Here is a 17,929-nt window from a genome sequence, read left to right on the forward strand (position 1 = left end):
AATCCTCAGGTAGCGCCGCGGCGCTGCGCGTCCCCGGCCCCCGCGTCTGGCCGGGTATCCCGCTGACGCCTCGGAGCACCGGGGCCTGCTGCGACAAGGAATACACATGAGTACCAAGAACTTTGACGTCGTCGTGATCGGCGGCGGCCCCGGCGGCTACATCGCGGCGATCCGCGCCGCGCAGCTGGGCTTCAACACGGCCTGTATCGACGAGTGGAAGAACGACAAGGGCGGCCCGGCACCGGGCGGCACCTGCACCAACGTCGGCTGCATTCCGTCCAAGGCTCTGCTGCAGTCCAGCGAACACTTCGAGCAGGCGGCACACCACTTCGGCGACCATGGCATCACGCTGTCGGACCTGAAGATGGACGTGGCCAAGATGGTGGGCCGCAAGGACAGCGTCGTGAAGCAGAACAACGACGGCATCCTCTACCTGTTCAAGAAGAACAAGGTCAGCTTCTTCCACGGCCGCGGCTCCTTCGTGGCGGCCAAGGACGGCGGCTATGAGATCGCCGTGGCCGGCGCCGCCACCGAGACGCTGCAGGCCAAGCATGTGGTCATCGCCACCGGTTCCAACGCCCGCCAGCTGCCTGGCGCGGAGTTCGACGAGGCGCTGATCCTCTCCAACGACGGCGCGCTGCGCATCCCCGCCGTGCCCAAGAAGCTGGGCGTGATCGGCTCGGGCGTCATCGGCCTGGAGATGGGGTCGGTGTGGCGGCGCCTGGGGGCGGAGGTCACCATCCTCGAAGCCATGCCGGCCTTCCTCGGCGCGGCCGACGAGTCGGTCGCCAAGGAAGCCGCCAAGGTCTTCAAGAAGCAGGGCCTGGACATCCAGCTGGGCGTGAAGATCGCCGAGGTGAAGAAGGGCAAGGACAGCGTCAGCGTGCGCTATGCCGATGCCAAGGGCGCCGAGCAGACGGTCGAGTTCGACAAGCTGATCGTGTCCATCGGCCGCGTGCCCAACACCATCGGCCTGAACGCCGAGGCCGTGGGTCTGAAGCTGGACGAGCGCGGCGCGATCGTCGTCGACGGCGACTGCAAGACCAGCCTGCCCAATGTCTGGGCGGTGGGCGACGTGGTTCGCGGTCCGATGCTGGCGCACAAGGCCGAGGAAGAGGGCGTGGCCGTGGCCGAGCGCATCGCCGGCCAGCATGGGCATGTCAACTTCAACACCATCCCCTGGGTCATCTACACCAGCCCGGAGATCGCCTGGGTGGGCAAGACCGAGCAGCAGCTCAAGGCCGAAGGCGTGGCCTACAAGGCGGGGCAGTTCCCCTTCCTGGCCAACGGCCGCGCCCGCGCGCTGGGTGACACGACCGGCTTCGTCAAGTTCCTGGCCGACGCCAAGACCGACGAAATCCTGGGTGTGCACATCATCGGCCCCTTCGCGTCGGAGCTGATCTCCGAGGCGGTGGTGGCGATGGAGTTCAAGGCCTCGGCCGAGGACATCGCGCGCATCTGCCACGCCCACCCCAGCCTGAGCGAAGCGACCAAGGAAGCCGCGCTGGCGGTCGACAAGCGCACGCTCAACTTCTGAGCCCGCCGGGGCCGCTGGCTCCGTCGCGTTCACAATCAAGGGGCGGCTTCGGTCGCCCCTTTGTCTTGATCCCTGCACCATGGCCTCCGTCACCGAGCTCTACCACCAGACCCTCGCCGAGCGCGGCTACAGCGCCGATCCCGCGCAGCTGCGCGCCATTGCCGCGCTGCAGCGCTGCCAGGACGAATGGGCCGACTACAAGGCGCGGCGCTCCAACGCGGTGACCAAGCTGCTGGTGCGCCCGCCGCTGCCGCGCGGCGTCTACATGTACGGCGGGGTGGGGCGAGGCAAGAGTTTCTTGATGGATTGCTTCTTCCAGGCCGTGCCGCTGACGCGCAAGACGCGTCTGCACTTCCACGAGTTCATGCGCGAGGTGCACCGCGAACTGCAGGACCTGAAGGGCATCGCCGACCCGCTGGAGGAGCTGGGCAAGCGCATCGCCAAGCGCTTCCGGCTGATCTGCTTCGACGAATTCCACGTTGCCGACGTGACCGACGCGATGATCCTGCACCGCCTGCTGGACTCACTCTTCAAGCACCGCGTCTCCATCGTCACCACCTCCAACTTTCATCCCGACGGCCTCTATCCGGGCGGCCTGCACCGCGACCGCATCCTGCCGGCCATTGAGCTGTTGAAGGAGAAGATGGAGATCATCAACGTCGACAATGGCATGGACTACCGGCAGCGCTCGCTGGCCCATGTGGAGCTGTACCACTGCCCGCTGGACGACAAGGCCGATGCTGCGCTGGTCCACGCCTTCGAGGCACTCGCCGAGGCGCGCGACGAGGATCCGTTGCTGCACATTGAGCACCGCGAGATCCGCGCGCGGCGCCGTGCCGGCGGCGTCGTGTGGTTCGACTTCCAGACCCTGTGCGGCGGCCCGCGCTCGCAGAACGACTACCTGGAGCTGGCTGCCCAATTCCACACCCTGATCCTCTCCGGCGTGCCGGAGATGCCGGTGCGCCTGGCCAGCGAGGCGCGGCGCTTCACCTGGCTGGTCGACGTGCTCTACGACCGCCGTGTCAAGCTGATCATCTCCGCTGCCGTGCCACCCGAGCAGCTGTACACCGAAGGGCCGCTGGCCCACGAATTTCCGCGCACAGTCTCGCGCCTGCAGGAAATGCAATCCCAGGAGTACCTGGCCTTGCAGCGCCGCGACGTGGACACGTCCCTGACCTGAGCCCGCAGCGGCGGAGGAGAGCCATGAAGCCCGTTGTCAAACCCTGGTCGCTGATGCTGGGCGTTGTGCTGACGCTGCCGGCGCTGGCCGGCAGTGCCGAGGAGGACCAGGCTCAGCGCGCCCGCATCGAACAGCGCTTCCAGGAGCAGATGCAGGTCTGCGCGGAGCGCATCGACGTGTTCAGCTGCGAGCGTCAGGCCAAGGCCCAGCGCGCCCAGGCACTCAAGCCACTGGAACAGGCGCGCCGCGAGCGTGCCGCGCGCGAGCGCGAGCAGCGTGCCGCCGAACACCAGCGCCGCGTCGAGGCCAAGCAGGCCGAGGCCACGCGGGAGCAGGGCGAACGCAATGCGGCCGCGCTGGTCGCGCCCGCGGCGAGCGCCGCGCGGCGCCATGCGCCGCGGCCGACCGTGCCCGCGCCCGATGCCGCGGCGCGCGCCGCGCGCGAAGCAGCGCATGAGCAGAAAGCAGCGCGCGAGCAAAAGCAGTCGGTGCTGGAGGCTCGCCAGCGCCGCGAGGCACTGCAAAAGCGCCAGGCCGATGCGCGCGCGCACAAGGAGGCGGTGGAGCAGCGCCAGCGCGAGCGCGCCCAGCAGAAAGCGCCCGCCGCCAGCCTGCCGCTGCCGGTGGCGTCGGCGCCGCGCTGAGGGCGCTTACTCGATGGGGTCGATCCGGACGATGGCCAGCGACAGGTTGTCGCCGCCGCCCTTGGCGCGCTGACGCGCCTTGTTGATCAGCAACTCCGCCGCCTCGCGGGGGGCCAGGCTGTGCAGCACCGTGCCCAGCTCGGCCGGTGTGAAGTAGTGCCACAGCCCGTCGCTGCAGGCGAGCAGGCTGTCGCCGATCTCCAGCCCCTCGATGGTCGACTCGACGGGCGTGGGCTCCTGCACCGTGCCCAGGCAGCCGGTCAGCAGGTTGGACTGCGGGTGCACCAGCGCCTCCTGCTCGGTCAGCTCGCCCTCGTCGACCAGGCGTTGCACGTAGCTCTGGTCCAGCGTGCGCGTGAGCATGCGCGGGCCGCGGAAATGGTAGATGCGCGAATCGCCCGAGTGGATCCAGTGGCAGCGCCGCCCCTGCACCAGGTAGGCGGCCAGCGTGCTGTGCGGTTCCTCCTCCGCGGAGATCGCCGTCAGGCGGATCATCAGGTGCGCCTCGGACACCAGTTGGCGCAGCAGCTCGGCCGCGTCCTCCTCGCCGGGCACGTAGCGCTCGAAAAGCTGCTGCGCGGTCAGCAGCACCTGGTCCGCGGCCTTGCGGCCGCCGCTCTTGCCCCCCATGCCATCGGCCACCAGGCCCAGCAGGCAGCCGGGCACGCGCGCATGGCCGATGATCTGCACCTGGTCCTGCTGATAGGCGCGGTCGCCGCGGTGAATGCCGGTGGCGGCGCTGAGTCGAAAGCCGATGGGGTTGCGGGTCATCCCAAAACTATAATCGTCCATCAGGTCGATTCGATGGCAGCCAGGCCGTCTCCCCCTCGTTCATGGATCAGCAACTGCACTCTCCCGCACGCCGGCTGATCGAGCTGCGCATCGCGCATGCCGAGCTGGACGAGCAGATCGACACCCTGGCCGGACAGCCCCAGCCCGACGAACTGTGCATGCGCCGGCTGAAGAAGCAGCGCCTGGCGCTGCGCGACGAGATCGCGCGCCTGGAGATGGCCTGCAGCCCGGACGAGCCCGCTTGAGCGATTCCTCCTCTCAGGACGACGCGTCCGCCGCCAGCCCGCAGGCCCGGGCCCACAGCGCGTGGGACGACGAGCGGGTGCCCGTGCTGTCCGAGCTCGAACAATCGGTGCGTGCCGCCTTTGACACCGGGGGGCCGCTGTCCCGTTGCGATCCCGGCTATGCCCCGCGCGAACCCCAGCTGCAGATGGCGATGGCGGTCGCGCGTGCGATTGCTGAACGCGAGGCGCTGGTCGTGGAGGCGGGCACCGGCGTTGGCAAGACATTCGCATACCTGGTGCCGGCTCTGCTGTCGGGCACGCGTGCGCTGATCAGCACCGCGACCAAGAGCTTGCAGGACCAGCTCTTCCTGCGCGACCTGCCGCGCCTGCTGCAGGCGTTCGCGATGCCGCTGCGCATCGCGCTGCTCAAGGGCCGCAGCAGCTATCTGTGCCTGCATCGGCTGGAACACGCGCGGCAGACGGCCTCGCTGCCGGACCGGCGCGCGATCGCGCAGCTGGCGCGCATCGAGCGCTGGGCGCTGGAGACTCGCAGCGGCGACTTCGCCGAGCTGGACGGACTGGACGAGCGCTCGCCGGTCATTCCGATCGTCAGCTCCACGCGCGACAACTGCCTGGGCACCGACTGCCCGTCTTATCGCAACTGCCATGTGGTCAAGGCGCGGCGCGAGGCGCTGGAGGCGGATCTGGTGGTGGTCAACCACCATCTGTTCTTCGCCGACCTGGTGCTGCGCGACTCCGGCGTGGCGGAGCTGCTGCCCAGCGTGGACCTGGCGGTCTTCGACGAGGCGCACCAGTTGGCCGAGGCGGGGCTGAACTTCCTCGGCCGGGTGCTGGGCAGCGCCCAGGTCTTCGACCTCGCGCGAGACCTGCTCGCGCAGGGGCTGGCGCAGGCGCGTGGCCTGCAGGAATGGCAGGACTTGGCCGGCGGGCTGGAGGCGGCGGCGCGGACGCTGCGCCTCGCTTGCGCGGACAGCCTGCAGCCGCGCGGACTGATCAAGCTGCGCTGGCAAGAGCGGGCCGGCCGTGCCGCGTTCGCCGAGTCATTGGCCGATCTGGCCTGCGCGGCGGATGCCGCGGAGCATGCGTTGGAGGCGGTGCTGGAGATGGGGCCGGACTTCCAGCGTCTGCACGAGCGCGCCGTCGCGCTGGGCGAGCTGGCGCGCCGCTTCTCGCAGCCGGCCGAAGCGGATGCGGTGCGCTGGATCGACCTGGGCCAGCACCAGGTGCGCCTGGTCGAATCCCCGCTGGACATCCGCGACGCGATGCACGAACAGCTGGAGCGCGGACCGCGCGCCTGGGTCTTCACCTCCGCGACGCTGGGCGAGGACGAGCAGCTGCGCTGGTTCACGGAGCCCGCGGGGCTGGCCGACGCGCGCACGCTGCGCGTGGGCAGTCCCTTCGACTACGCGGCGCATGCGCGGCTCTATGTGCCGCGCCGCTTCCCCAAGCCCGGCGAGCCCGCTCACGCGCAGCAGGTGGCGCTGCTGGCGGCGCGCTGCGCACGCGAGCTCGGCGGGCGCTGCTTCGTGCTCACCACCACGCTGCGGGCGCTGCAGGCCATCGGCGAGGCGCTGCGCGAGGACTTCGACAGCCAGGGCGACGCCCTGCGCGTGCTGGTGCAGGGCAGTGCGCCCAAGCGCCAGTTGCTGCAGCAGTTCGTGCAAGACCCGGCGGCGGTGCTGGTGGGGTCGGCCAGCTTCTGGGAAGGCATCGACGTGCCCGGCGACGACCTGCAATGCGTGCTGATCGACAAGCTGCCCTTCCCGCCGCCCAACGACCCGCTGGTGGAGGCGCGCGTGGCGCGGCTGGAGGCCGAGGGGCGCAACGCCTTTGCCGAGTACTTCATCGCCGAGGCGGCGATCGCTCTGAAGCAGGGCGCCGGCCGGCTGATCCGCACGGAGTTGGACAAGGGCCTGCTGGTGGTCTGCGATTCGCGCCTGGCCGGCATGAACTACGGCCGCCGGCTGCGCCAGTCGCTGCCGCCGATGACGCCGCTGATGCACGAGGAGGAGGCGCTGGACTGGCTGGCCGCGCTGCGCGACGCGCGTGAAAAAGCCGGCCGCGTGGGAACGGGGCCGGCCGGGCAGGGAGGGCTCAGCGAGCGCGGCTTACCAAACCTGCCACCAGGGTTTTTTGGCCTTTCGTAGCGCGCCGTCGGCGAGGAACTCGCTGTTCGGGAAGCTGGCCTTGAGCACGCGGCGGGCGTCGTCGCGCAGCTCGGGCAGGCCCAGCTTGTCGTAGCTGTTGATCATGATGTTCAGCGCGTCCTCGGCGATCGGGGCACGCTGGAATTCGTTGATCGCCTGCTGGGCGCGATTGGCCGCGGCCAGGTAGGCGCCGCGGTTGTAGTAGTAGCGCGCCACATGCACCTCGTAGGCCGCGAGGCTGTTGGTGATGTAGTCGATGCGCACGCGCGCATCCTCGGCGTACTTGGACTGCGGGAATTGCTCCACCAACTGGCGGAAGGCCTGGAGCGCGTCACGCGAGGCCTGCTGGTCGCGTTCATTGATGTCCTGGCGCGTGATGCGGCCGAACAGGCCGAGGTCATCGTTGAAGTTGACCACGCCCTTCATGTAGATCGCGTAGTCCAGCGCCGGGCTGGAGGGGTTGAGCTTGATGAAGCGATCCAGCGTGGTGACCGCCTGCGCGCGCTCGCCGCTCTTGAACTGAGCCCAGGCCAGATCCAGCGTGGCCTGCTGGGCCAGCACCGTGCCGGCGGCGCGGCCTTCGATGCGCTCCAGGGTCTTGATCGCGCGGTCGTAGCTGCCGGAGGACAGGTCGTCCTTGGCCTCTGCATACAATTTCTCCAGGCTGGCCTGCGAGTTCGGATCGTCCTTGGGCGCCGAGGAGCATGCCGCCAGCACCAGGGCCATGGCCATCGCGGTGGTCGAGAGCAGGGCCCGCGCGGCCCCGCTGCGGGGGGGCATCGGACGGTCAGGCATCACGCGTTGTTCAGTCATGGTCCCGGTCATTCTGGGGTGGCCTGTGCCCACCCTGAGCTAAATGGAGCGCAGATTATATGGTTGGGGTCCCGCGCGACGAGGTCGTGCCCGAGGGGGAAGTGGTGGTGTCGGGGGATGCTCCGGAATGGGAAGGCGCCTCGGACGAGCCGGCGGCGGACGAGGTCGAGTGCCGCGCCGAGATGCTGGGGCCTCAGGCCCAGGGCGAACGGCTGGACAAATGGCTGGTGCGCATGGCGCCCGAGTTCTCGCGCAGCCATCTGCAGAACCTGATCGCGCGCGGCTGCGTGCGCCTGGACGGGCAGCGGGTGGAGCAGGCGTCGCGCAAGCTGCGCCTGGGGCAGCGGCTGGAGGTGGAGCTGCAGCCCACCGACGAAAGCCGTGCTTTTCGGGCCGAACCCATGGCGCTGTCCATCGTCTTCGAGGACGAGCACCTGCTGGTGCTGAACAAGCCCGCCGGGCTGGTCGTGCATCCGGCGGCCGGGCACTGGTCGGGCACGCTGATGAATGGGCTGCTGGCCCATCACGCCGGCGCGACCCAGCTGCCGCGCGCTGGCATCGTGCACCGGCTGGACAAGGACACCTCCGGGTTGATGGTGGTGGGCAAGACCCTGCCGGCGGTGACCGCGCTGGTGCGCATGATCGCGGCGCGTGAGGTGCACCGCGAATACCTGGCGCTGGCGCAGGGCGCGCTGCGGCTGGCACCCGGCGAGGCGCTGGAGATCCAGGCGCCGCTGGGGCGCGACCCGCAGTCTCGCATCAAGATGGCGGTGCTGGCTTCCGGCAAGCCGGCGCGCACCGATGTTTTCATGCTCGGGCAGGGGGCGGACGAGCAGGGGCGCGCGGTCAGCGCGGTCCATTGCGTGTTGCACACCGGCCGCACGCACCAGATCCGTGTGCATCTGGCATCGCGCGGGCATCCGCTGGTGGCCGATGCGGTGTATGGCGGGCGGCCTGCGCTGGGGTTGCAGCGCCAGGCCTTGCATGCGGCGCGGCTGAGTCTGGCCCACCCTGTGCCGGGCCTGCCCGCGCTGCGCCTGCAGGCGCCGCTGCCGCCGGACCTGGCACTGGCTTGGCAGTGCGCCGGCCTGCCGGCGCCGTCAATATGAGCGGGCTCTTGCCATCCGGGCGTCGCGGCGTTTGACCGGGTGGGCGGCGCTCAGGCTACAATCCGCCAAAACCGGTGCAAAGGTCGCGCGAAGGGCAGGGCAGTGAGTCCAGGCGCGGCACACCGAGCAGGGCCCGATTGCCCCGCCGACGCCCGTGAGGGTCAGGCAGCAGCAGGCCCGGTCTCCCCAAGCGGAGCTTCCCCCCGCAAGTCCCTCCGGCGCCACGAATCCGTGTCGTCAGGCTTGAGCGGCGCACGGCGCCATGCGGATCCGGCTCCAAACGCCAGCGAACTTACGCGACCCCCGGGTCGACCCAGCCGACGCCACGATGGCGCAACCGTTGAGCGGCGCCTTAGCCGCAGACACTGACGACAGGCCATGAACACACAGGATGCCAAACGCGTCCTCGAGACCGCATTGCTGGTCGCTCAACAGCCGCTGACGCTGCGCGACCTGCGCAGCCTGTTCGCCGACGAAGTCGGTGCGGACACGCTGCGGCTGGTGCTGGACGAGCTGGTGCGCGAATGGGAGGGCAAAGGCGTGGAGCTGGTCGCGCTGGCCTCGGGCTGGCGCTTTCAGAGCCGCCCCGAGATGCGCGAGCATCTGGATCGGCTCAACCCCGAGAAGCCGCCGCGCTATTCGCGCGCGGTGATGGAGACGCTGGCCATCATTGCCTACCGTCAACCGGTGACGCGCGGCGACATCGAGGACATCCGCGGCGTGGTGGTTTCGACGCAGATCATCAAGCAACTCGAGGACCGGCACTGGATCGAGGTCGTCGGGCATCGCGAGGCGCCGGGCCGCCCCGCCCTCTATGCGACAACGCGGCAGTTTCTCGACGATCTGGGCCTGTCGGGCCTGGACCAGCTGCCGCCGCTCAGCGAAGCCGGCGCCGGTCCGCTCGCCGGGCAGGCTTCCTTGCTGGAGGCCGCGGCGGCGCAGGTGCTTGAAGGTGGGCCTGCCGAGGCTGCCGGTGCCGACGAGGGGTTGGCGTCGGACCAGGCCGCAGGGCCGGCCGAGTCCGCGGAAGCTGCGGAAGCCGCTGAGTCGACCAATGCTGCCGAGCCGGCCGATCCCGGCCCGGTTCCTGCCCCGGAAGCGCCACCGACCGCTTCCGACTCTCCATCCGATACGGCGCCCGAGGGCGACGATCTCAACCGATTCAACCAGGTGCAAACCGACGCATGAACGACAACGACAGCAATCCCAAGCCGGAGGATGCCGGCTCCGTGGCCTCCGAGGCGGCTGCGGCCCCCACGCCCAAGCGCGCGCGCAAGAGCGCGGCCAAGCCGGTGGCCGCGGACGATTCGGTGCCGGCGGGCGTCGCCACCGAGGGCGTCGATACCGAGGCGCCCAAGCCGCGCCGCCGCAAGGCGGCCGCCGAGACGGCGGATGCGGCGCCTGCGGCGGATCCAACCCTGGAGGCCAAGCCCAAGCGGCGCACGCGCAAGCCGGCCGCCGAGGGGGTGGAGGCGCAAGCCTCGGCTCCGGCCGAGGTCGCTGCCGTGCCTCAGCCGCTGGAGCTGTCGCCGTCCGAGCCGGCGGCGCCTGTCCCCGAGATGGATTCGGGTCGCCAGGCCGCTGATGGAATCGATGGTGCTGACGTGACCGATGACGGCGATGGTGGTGGTCGCCGCGGCCGCAACCGCCGCCAGCGCGGCGAGCGCCGCGAGCGCGCCGAAGACGCCATGGAGCCGACCGCCGCCGCCGCGCCCGTCGATGACGGGCAGCTGCAGGCCGAAGCCCAGGCCCGATTCGACGAGCTGCTGACCGGCGATTTCGATGCGGTCGCCGATGCCGCCCCCGAGGCGCAGCCGGCCGCCGTCGAATCGGCCGAAGAGCTGTCGAGCGACGACGCGCAGGCCGAGTCCGCTGGCGACGAGGAGGGGCAGGCGTCCAAGCGCGTGCTCGCCGCCGAGCCCGATGCGCCCAAGCTGCAGAAGGTGCTGGCCCAGGCTGGTGTCGGCTCGCGCCGCGACATCGAGGACATGATCGCGAAGGGCCAGATCACCGTGAACGGCGAGGTCGCGCATGTCGGCCAGCGCATCTCCTTCGGTGACAAGGTGGCCGTGGCCGGCAAGCCCATCAAGGTGCGCATCGCGCCGCCGACGCCGCGCATCCTGGCCTATCACAAGCCGGTCGGCGAGGTCGTCACCTTCAACGACCCCGAGGGCCGTCCCACGGTCTTCCGCAACCTGCCGCGTCTGCCCCAGGGCAAGTGGCAGTCGGTGGGCCGTCTGGACCTGAACACCGAAGGTCTGCTGCTGTTCACCAACTCCGGCGAACTGGCCAACCAACTGATGCATCCGCGCTTCGGCGTCGAGCGCGAGTACGCGGTGCGCGTGCTGGGCTCGCTGTCCAACGAGCAGAAGGACAAGCTGCTCACCGGCGTCGAGATCGAGGGCCAGGCGGCCAGCTTCAAGAGCATCACCGACGGCGGCGGCGAAGGCGTGAACCGCTGGTACCGCGTGGTGATCACCGAAGGCCGCAACCGCGAGGTGCGCAAGCTCTTCGAATCCGTCGGCATGGCCGTGAGCCGGCTGATCCGTATTCGCTATGGCACCGTGGTGCTGCCGCGCGGCCTGCGTCGCGGCGTCTATGTCGAGCTGAACGACGCGGATGTGCGCGTCATTCGCCAGCTGGCCGGTCATGGCGACCGTGAGCGCGGCGAACGGGGCGACCGTGGCGATCGCAATGACCGCAACAAGCGCCGCCGCGGCGGCGGCAATGGCGGCCCGCGCCCCAGCCGGCCCGAGCCTCGCCAGGTCGAGCAGCGCGCCAACGACAACCGTCCGCCGCGCCAGCAGCAGGAGCGCGAGCGCCCGCGCCGCGATGAGCATGACGAGGACGACGACGACTTCATCCCGCGCCACATCAACCCGCTCGAGCAGACCTTCGACCGGCGCTTCGTCGGCGGCGGCAAGTCGCGCGCCATCCCGGCCGGTTTCGGTCGCGGCGGCAGCGATGCAGGCCGTGGCGGTGCCGGCGGTGGCAACCGTGGCGGCGGCAAGGGCAAGGGGGGCGGCGGTGGCGGCGAGCGCCAGCCCGACCCGATGCAGACCTCGGTGGGCTATATCGGCGCCGACGCCTATCTGAACCGCGGCGGGCGTGGCGGCGGACGTCGTGGTGGCGGGGGTGGCGGTGGCGGCGGAGGTCGGGGCCGCCGCTGACGCGCCAGCCCTGCCGTCTGGCCTCCCGTGATGGCGCCCGCCGTCACGGGGGCCTTGACTTCACAAGGTAGAATGTCCGGCTTTGCTAAGCCCTAGATTTTCAAGGAAAACACCATGGCGATCGAACGCACCCTGTCCATTATCAAACCCGATGCCGTGGCCAAGAACGTCATCGGCCAGATCTACGCCCGTTTCGAAGGCGCTGGCCTGAAGGTCGTGGCGGCCAAGATGGTCCACCTGTCGCGTGGCGAGGCCGAGGCCTTCTACGCCGTGCACAAGGCCCGTCCCTTCTTCAACGACCTGGTGAACTTCATGATCTCCGGCCCGGTGATGATCCAGGCGCTGGAAGGCGAGAACGCCATCCTGAAGAACCGCGAGCTGATGGGCGCCACCGACCCGAAGAAGGCCGAGAAGGGTACCATCCGCGCCGACTTCGCCGACAGCATCGACGCCAATGCCGTGCACGGCTCCGACGCCCCGGAAACGGCGGCTGCCGAAGTGGCGTTCTTCTTCCCTGGCATGAACGTCTACAGCCGCTGAGTCGGCACCAGGCCTCCGGGTTGCTATGGCCTTGAGGCCATTCGCAAGCCGTCCCCGACCGGTCGCCCTCGCGACCGGTCTTCCCCGGGAAGACGCGGGGCGGCGCAAGACTTGAGAGAGGCATGACCATGGACGCGGTCAACCTGCTTGGATTCGATCTTCAAGGCCTGGCCGCGTATTGCGAGCAGCTGGGGGAGAAGCGCTTTCGCGCGACCCAGCTGTTCCGCTGGATCCATCAAAAGGGCGCCTGGGATTTCACCCAGATGTCCGACCTGGCCAAATCGCTGCGCGACAAGCTCGCCGGCAAGGCCCATGTCACCGCGCTGCCGGTGATCTCCGAACACCTGTCCGCCGACGGCACGATCAAGTGGCTGTTCGACGTCGGACAGGGCAACGCCGTCGAGGCGGTGTTCATTCCCGAAGACGACCGCGCCACGCTGTGCATCTCCAGCCAGGCCGGCTGCGCCGTGGGCTGCCGCTTCTGCTCCACCGGCCACCAGGGCTTCAGCCGCAACCTGGAGACCTGGGAGATCGTCGCCCAGCTCTGGTATGCCGAGCACAGCCTGCGCAAGCGCTTCAATACCAGCGAACGCATCATCTCGAACATCGTGATGATGGGGATGGGCGAGCCGCTGCAGAACTACGCCGCGCTGGTGCCCGCGCTGCGCATTTTCCTGGATGACCACGGCTATGGCCTGTCGCGCCGCCGCGTGACCGTGTCCACCTCGGGCGTGGTGCCCATGATGGACCGGCTGCGCGAGGACGTGCCGGTGGCGCTGGCCGTTTCGCTGCACGCGCCCAACGATGCGCTGCGCGACCAGCTGGTACCGCTGAACAAGAAGTACCCGATCGCCGAGCTGCTGCAGGCCTGCCAGCGCTACCTGGAGAAGGCGCCGCGCGATTTCATCACCTTCGAATACTGCATGCTCGACGGCGTCAATGACGGCCCCGAGCAGGCCCGCGAACTGATCGCGCTGGTCAAGGGCAAGCTGCCCTGCAAGCTCAACCTGATCCCCTTCAACCCCTTCCCGGCCTCGGGCCTGAAGCGCAGCAGCCGCGAGCGGGTGCAGGCCTTCGCCGAGCTGCTGATCCAGGCCGGCATCGTGACCACGGTGCGCAAGACCCGCGGCGACGACATCGACGCAGCCTGCGGGCAACTGGCGGGCGAAGTGCAGGACCGGACGCGGGTTCATCAGCGCATGCTGCGTGCCCCGGTGGTGGTACAAGCGAGCCCGTCTTCCACTCCCTCGACGAGCGGCTCATGAAATTGCAATCTGTGGCTGGTGGCGGCGTGAACAAGCTTCTTTGCGCGCTGCTGATGGCGGGGCTGCTGGGCGGCTGCGCCACGACTGGCGGCGGCGGTGGTGGCGATGGCTCGGGCCCTCGCACCGCCAGCGACCAGACAGACGCCGACCGCCGCGCGGCGGTGCGCCTGGAACTGGCCACGGGTTATTTCGAGCGCGGTCAGTTCGACACCGCGTTGGACGAGATCAAGCAGGTGCTGCAGATCAAGCCTGGCATGACCGAGGCCCTGAGCCTGCGCAGCCTGGTCTATGCCGGCATGGGTGAGAACCAGCTGGCCGAGGATGGCTTCCGACGTCTGCTGGCGCAATCGCCCAAGGACGGCGACGTGGCCCACAACTACGGCTGGTTCCTGTGCCAGCGCGGCCGTTATCGCGAGAGCTACGAGCAGTTCGACGCGGCGCTGGCGCAGCCGCAGTATCGCGCTCCGGTGCGCACCCTGATGGCGCGCGGTGTCTGCGAGGCGCGCGAGGGCCAGTTGGTCAAGGCCGAGCAGAGCCTGGCCAAGGCCTTCGAGTTCGACCCGTCCAGCCCGGTCGTGCAGGTGAACCTGGCCGAGGTGCTGCTGCGCCAGGGGCAGCTGGAGCGTGCGCGCTTCTATGCCCGTCGGGTCAATGCCAAGGCCGACCAGGTCAACGCGTCCAGCCTGTGGCTGGAGCTGCGCATTGAGCGCCGGCTCGGCAATGCCGCGAATGTCGAAGAACTGGGTCAGCAGCTACGTCGGCGCTTTCCCGCGTCGGCCGAGGTCGCGGCCCTGAACAGTGGTCGTTTCGATGAATGAGGGATCAGGCATGAGTTCGATGGCGGCCGAGGAGGCGCCCATGTCGGCAGTCGGCGCGGACAGCGCCGGTGCCGCGCTGCGCAAGGCCCGCGAGGCCCGGGGGCTGCATATCGCGGCGCTGGCCGTGATGCTGAAGGTGCCGCAGGCCAAGCTGGAGGCGCTGGAGGCTGATCGCTTCGACGAGCTGCCCGATGCCACCTTCGCGCGCGCGCTGGCCAAGTCGGTCTGCCGCGCGCTGAAGGCGGACCCCGCGCCCATCCTGGCGCTGCTGCCGCGTGGCAACGAGCCCGAGCTGGACCGCGTCTCGCGCGGGCTCAACGAGCCCTTCCGCGAGCGCAGCGGCCGCCCCGAACTGCTGCCTGGCGAGCTGCTGAAGAGCCCGGTGCTGATCGCCGCCGCGGGCATCGCGGTGGCGGCATTGGCGGTCTTTCTGCTGCCCAGCCACTGGCTGGAGTCCCTGACCGCCCCGCGCAGCGAGGTGGTACCCGTCTCTCCCGCGGCCTCCGAGCCGGTGCCGGATGGCTCCGAGCTGAAGCCCGAGGCGCTGCTGACGCCGGCCAGCGCAGTGATTCCGGCGTTGGTGGGGCAGGCCGCCAGCGCGGCCATGCCGGCTCAGCCGACGGCCAGTGCGGCCGCTTCGGCGCCAGCCCCGGTGATCGCCACCGCGGGGACCGGCGCGGCCACGCCGGCGTCGGTACCTGCGTCTCAGCTGCCGCCGCCTGCGGGCGCGGTGCCGCTGCGCCTGAAGATCAGCGCCGAGTCCTGGATCGAGGTGGTCGACGCGCGCGGGCAGACCCTGCTGTCGCGCCTGATGCGCCCCGGCGAGCAGACCGAGCTGAATGGCGTGCCGCCGCTGAAGCTGCGTGTGGGCAATGTCGCCGGCACCGAGCTCGTGTTCCGTGGCCAGCCGGTGGACCTGGGCAGCCGCGCGCGCGACAACGTCGCGCGCATCGAGCTGAACTGAACGAATGAACTGAACGAGGGAAAGGCGCAGGCCGGCCCATGATGGACAAGCAGTTGTTGAGCGAATCCTCTCCGCAGGACGAAGGCCTGATTGACGCGGCATGCCCCGCTGCGCGGCGCAGCCGCCAGGCCCAGGTGCGCTGGGGCGACCATCTGGTGACGATAGGTGGCGACGCGCCGGTGCGCGTGCAATCGATGACCAACACCGACACGGTGGACGTCATCGAAACTGCGATCCAGGTCAAGGAGTTGGCCCAGGCTGGCTCGGAACTGGTGCGCATCACCGTGAACACGCCCGAGGCCGCGGCCGCGGTGCCGGCGATCCGCGAGCAGCTGGACCGCATGGGCATCAACGTGCCGCTGGTGGGCGACTTCCATTACAACGGCCATCGCTTGCTGACCGAGTTCCCGGACATGGCGCAAGCGCTGTCCAAGTACCGCATCAACCCCGGCAACGTGGGCAAGGGCGACAAGAAGGATCGCCAGTTCGCGCAGATGATCGAGGCCGCGGTGCGCTACGACAAGGTCGTGCGCATCGGCGTCAACTGGGGCAGCCTGGACCAGGAGATCCTGGCCCAGATGATGGACGACAACGCGCGCCGTGCCACGCCCTGGGATGCGAAGCAGGTGATGTACCAGGCGCTGATCCAGTCGGCGCTGAGCTCCGCGAGCTATGCGCGCGAGCTGGGCATGAACCCGGACAACATCATCATCAGCTGCAAGGTCAGCGGCGTGCAGGACCTGATCTCGGTCTACCGCGCGCTGAGCCGGCGCTGCGACTATGCGCTGCACCTGGGGCTGACCGAGGCCGGCATGGGCGCCAAGGGCACGGTGGCCTCGGCCGCCGCGCTGTCCATCCTGCTGCAGGAAGGCATCGGCGACACCATCCGCGTCTCGCTGACGCCGCAGCCCGGCGAGGCACGCACGCAGGAGGTGGTGGTGGCGCTGGAGATTCTGCAGTCGCTGGGGCTGCGCGCCTTCAACCCCAGCGTCACCGCCTGCCCGGGCTGTGGCCGCACCACCAGCACCACCTTCCAGGAGCTGGCCAAGCAGATCGACGATTTCCTGCGCGCGCAGATGCCGGTCTGGCGCAAGAAGTATCCCGGCGTCGAGAACATGAAGGTCGCGGTGATGGGCTGCATCGTCAACGGCCCCGGCGAGAGCAAGCATGCCGACATCGGCATCAGCCTGCCGGGGACCGGCGAGGCGCCGGCAGCGCCGGTCTTCATCGACGGCGAGAAGGCCCTGACCCTGCGCGGCGACAACATCGCCAACGAATTCCACGCGCTGGTGGAAACCTATATCGAGCGCCGCTTTGGCACGGCCTCGGCCTGAGCATGTCTGAACCCATGAGCGAGAACAACAAGCCCGACGCGACGCGCGCCGCCAAGCTGGAGCCCCTGCGCGGCGTCAAGGGCATGAACGACAGCTTCGCCCCCGAGTCCGCCCGCTGGGAATGGCTGGAAGGGCAGATGCGCGGCCTGCTGGCGGCCTATGGCTACCGCAACGCGCGCACGCCCATCGTCGAGCCCACGCAGCTCTTCGTGCGCGGCATCGGCGAGGTGACCGACATCGTCGAGAAGGAGATGTACACCTTCACCGACAAGCTCAACGGCGACCAGCTCGCGCTGCGCCCCGAGATCACCGCCGGCCTGGTGCGCGCGGTGATCGAGCACAACGCGCTGTACGACGGCCCGCTGCGCCTGTGGTCCATCGGCCCGGTGTTCCGCCATGAGCGCCCTCAGAAGGGGCGCTACCGCCAGTTCCACCAGCTGGACGTCGAGGCCATGGGCTTCGCCGGCCCGGACATCGACGCCGAGCTGATCCTGCTCACCCGCGCGCTGTGGAAGCGCCTGGGGCTGAAGGAGGGCGAGGACATCCGCCTGGAGCTCAACAGCCTGGGCGAGCCCGCCGAGCGCGCCGCCCACCGCGCCGCGCTGATCGCCTATCTGGAGCAGCATCAGGCGCTGCTCGACGAGGACGCGAAGCGCCGCCTCTACACCAACCCGCTGCGCGTGCTGGACACCAAGAACCCGGCGATGCAGGCCATGGTGGAAGGTGCGCCCAAGCTGCTCGACTTCCTTGGTGAGGACTCGCGCGCCCACCTGCAGGCGATCTGCACGGTGCTGGACGCCGCCGGTCTGGCCTACACCATCAACCCGCGCCTGGTGCGCGGGCTGGACTACTACAACCGCACCGTGTTCGAGTGGGTCACGCCCCACCTGGGCAGCCAGGCCACCGTCTGCGGCGGCGGGCGCTATGACGGGTTGATCGCGCAGCTGGGCGGCAAGCCGGCGCCGGCGGTGGGCTTCGGACTGGGCATGGAGCGCCTGCTGCTGCTGCTGGAGGCGCTGGGCCTGAACACGGCCGACGGCGCGCCGGACGCCTACGCAGTGATCCCGGACGCCACGCAGCTGCCGCGCATCCTGCCGGTGTTGGAGGCGCTGCGCGAGCAGGGCGTCGCGGTGCAGATGCATGCCGGCGGCGGCTCGTTCAAGTCGCAGTTCAAGAAGGCCGACGCCAGCGGCGCGCGCTACGCCCTGGTGTTCGGCGGCGATGAGCTCGCCCGCGGCGAGGTGGCGCTCAAGCCGCTGCGCGAGGAGGGGGCCGCCCAGGTCACCCGGCCGCTGGCCGATGTCGGGGGCTGGGCGCAGGAATTGCAGAACCGCCGCAACGCATAATCGCGGCACCATTGAATCAGGACAA

General features: G+C 69.6%; 16 protein-coding genes. 14 read left to right on the plus strand and 2 right to left on the minus strand.

Annotated features, from left to right (window positions below; all coding sequences use genetic code 11):
* Positions 1-106 precede the first annotated feature (106 nt).
* The 3 genes from lpdA (at position 107) to LZ017_RS01855 (ending at position 3,361) form a co-directional block, all read left to right on the plus strand.
* Complete coding sequence (lpdA, locus tag LZ017_RS01845) at positions 107-1,537, plus strand: dihydrolipoyl dehydrogenase (protein ID WP_241298346.1); 1,431 nt, start codon at positions 107-109, stop codon at positions 1,535-1,537.
* A gap of 79 nt (positions 1,538-1,616) precedes the next feature.
* Positions 1,617-2,717: a cell division protein ZapE gene (gene zapE, locus LZ017_RS01850; RefSeq protein ID WP_241298347.1), complete on the plus strand. Its 1,101-nt coding sequence runs from the start codon at positions 1,617-1,619 to the stop codon at positions 2,715-2,717.
* A gap of 23 nt (positions 2,718-2,740) precedes the next feature.
* Complete coding sequence (locus LZ017_RS01855; protein ID WP_241298348.1) at positions 2,741-3,361, plus strand: hypothetical protein; 621 nt, start codon at positions 2,741-2,743, stop codon at positions 3,359-3,361.
* 6 nt (positions 3,362-3,367) lie between these two features.
* On the opposite strand, the gene LZ017_RS01860 is transcribed toward LZ017_RS01855, so the two are convergent.
* Entirely contained in the window at positions 3,368-4,132 is a 765-nt protein-coding gene (locus LZ017_RS01860) for a PP2C family serine/threonine-protein phosphatase (RefSeq protein ID WP_241298349.1), read from the minus strand.
* A gap of 62 nt (positions 4,133-4,194) precedes the next feature.
* On the opposite strand from LZ017_RS01860, the gene LZ017_RS01865 reads away from it, so the two are divergent.
* Together LZ017_RS01865 and LZ017_RS01870 are read left to right on the plus strand one after the other, a co-directional pair.
* On the plus strand, positions 4,195-4,398 hold the full coding sequence (locus tag LZ017_RS01865; protein WP_241298350.1) for a YdcH family protein: 204 nt from the start codon (positions 4,195-4,197) through the stop codon (positions 4,396-4,398).
* A 185-nt stretch (positions 4,399-4,583) separates the two neighbouring features.
* Positions 4,584-6,545 (plus strand): ATP-dependent DNA helicase, encoded by a 1,962-nt coding sequence (locus tag LZ017_RS01870; RefSeq protein WP_241298693.1) that lies wholly within the window; start codon positions 4,584-4,586, stop codon positions 6,543-6,545.
* On the opposite strand, the gene LZ017_RS01875 is transcribed toward LZ017_RS01870, so the two are convergent.
* Positions 6,507-7,340, minus strand: a complete 834-nt coding sequence (locus LZ017_RS01875; RefSeq protein ID WP_374109869.1) for an outer membrane protein assembly factor BamD — start codon at positions 7,338-7,340, stop codon at positions 6,507-6,509. The two genes, LZ017_RS01870 and LZ017_RS01875, sit on opposite strands and share 39 nt — an antisense overlap.
* A 77-nt stretch (positions 7,341-7,417) precedes the next feature.
* Here LZ017_RS01875 and LZ017_RS01880 point away from each other — a divergent pair, with 77 nt between their 5' ends.
* The 9 genes from LZ017_RS01880 to hisS all read left to right on the plus strand — a co-directional run bounded on the left by LZ017_RS01880 (position 7,418) and on the right by hisS (position 17,904).
* Positions 7,418-8,467 (plus strand): RluA family pseudouridine synthase, encoded by a 1,050-nt coding sequence (locus LZ017_RS01880; protein ID WP_374109862.1) that lies wholly within the window; start codon positions 7,418-7,420, stop codon positions 8,465-8,467.
* Positions 8,468-8,845: 378 nt separating this feature from the next.
* The gene (gene scpB / locus LZ017_RS01885) at positions 8,846-9,655 is read left to right on the plus strand and encodes an SMC-Scp complex subunit ScpB (RefSeq protein ID WP_241298351.1); all 810 of its coding nucleotides are present in this window, start codon (positions 8,846-8,848) and stop codon (positions 9,653-9,655) included.
* Positions 9,652-11,637 carry a pseudouridine synthase gene (locus tag LZ017_RS01890; RefSeq protein WP_241298352.1) on the plus strand — a complete coding sequence of 662 codons (1,986 nt, stop codon included), beginning with the start codon at positions 9,652-9,654 and terminating at the stop codon, positions 11,635-11,637. The genes scpB and LZ017_RS01890 overlap by 4 nt, the downstream gene beginning before the upstream one ends.
* A 114-nt stretch (positions 11,638-11,751) precedes the next feature.
* Positions 11,752-12,177 carry a nucleoside-diphosphate kinase gene (ndk, locus tag LZ017_RS01895; protein WP_241298353.1) on the plus strand — a complete coding sequence of 142 codons (426 nt, stop codon included), beginning with the start codon at positions 11,752-11,754 and terminating at the stop codon, positions 12,175-12,177.
* 128 nt (positions 12,178-12,305) lie between these two features.
* Positions 12,306-13,442: a 23S rRNA (adenine(2503)-C(2))-methyltransferase RlmN gene (rlmN, locus tag LZ017_RS01900; RefSeq protein ID WP_241298696.1), complete on the plus strand. Its 1,137-nt coding sequence runs from the start codon at positions 12,306-12,308 to the stop codon at positions 13,440-13,442.
* Positions 13,439-14,260, plus strand: coding sequence for a type IV pilus biogenesis/stability protein PilW (gene pilW / locus LZ017_RS01905; RefSeq protein WP_241298354.1), 822 nt, complete (start codon positions 13,439-13,441; stop codon positions 14,258-14,260). Before rlmN ends, pilW begins: the two co-directional genes overlap by 4 nt.
* Before the next feature lie 10 nt (positions 14,261-14,270).
* A complete protein-coding gene (locus LZ017_RS01910; protein ID WP_241298355.1) occupies positions 14,271-15,224 on the plus strand; it encodes a helix-turn-helix domain-containing protein in 954 nt (317 codons plus the stop codon).
* A 41-nt stretch (positions 15,225-15,265) separates the two neighbouring features.
* Positions 15,266-16,558, plus strand: a complete 1,293-nt coding sequence (gene ispG, locus LZ017_RS01915; RefSeq protein ID WP_241298697.1) for a flavodoxin-dependent (E)-4-hydroxy-3-methylbut-2-enyl-diphosphate synthase — start codon at positions 15,266-15,268, stop codon at positions 16,556-16,558.
* A 14-nt stretch (positions 16,559-16,572) separates the two neighbouring features.
* On the plus strand, positions 16,573-17,904 hold the full coding sequence (hisS, locus tag LZ017_RS01920; RefSeq protein WP_241298356.1) for a histidine--tRNA ligase: 1,332 nt from the start codon (positions 16,573-16,575) through the stop codon (positions 17,902-17,904).
* Positions 17,905-17,929 lie beyond the last annotated feature (25 nt).

The organism is Pelomonas sp. CA6 (assembly GCF_022549225.1).
Lineage (GTDB): Bacteria > Pseudomonadota > Gammaproteobacteria > Burkholderiales > Burkholderiaceae_C > Roseateles.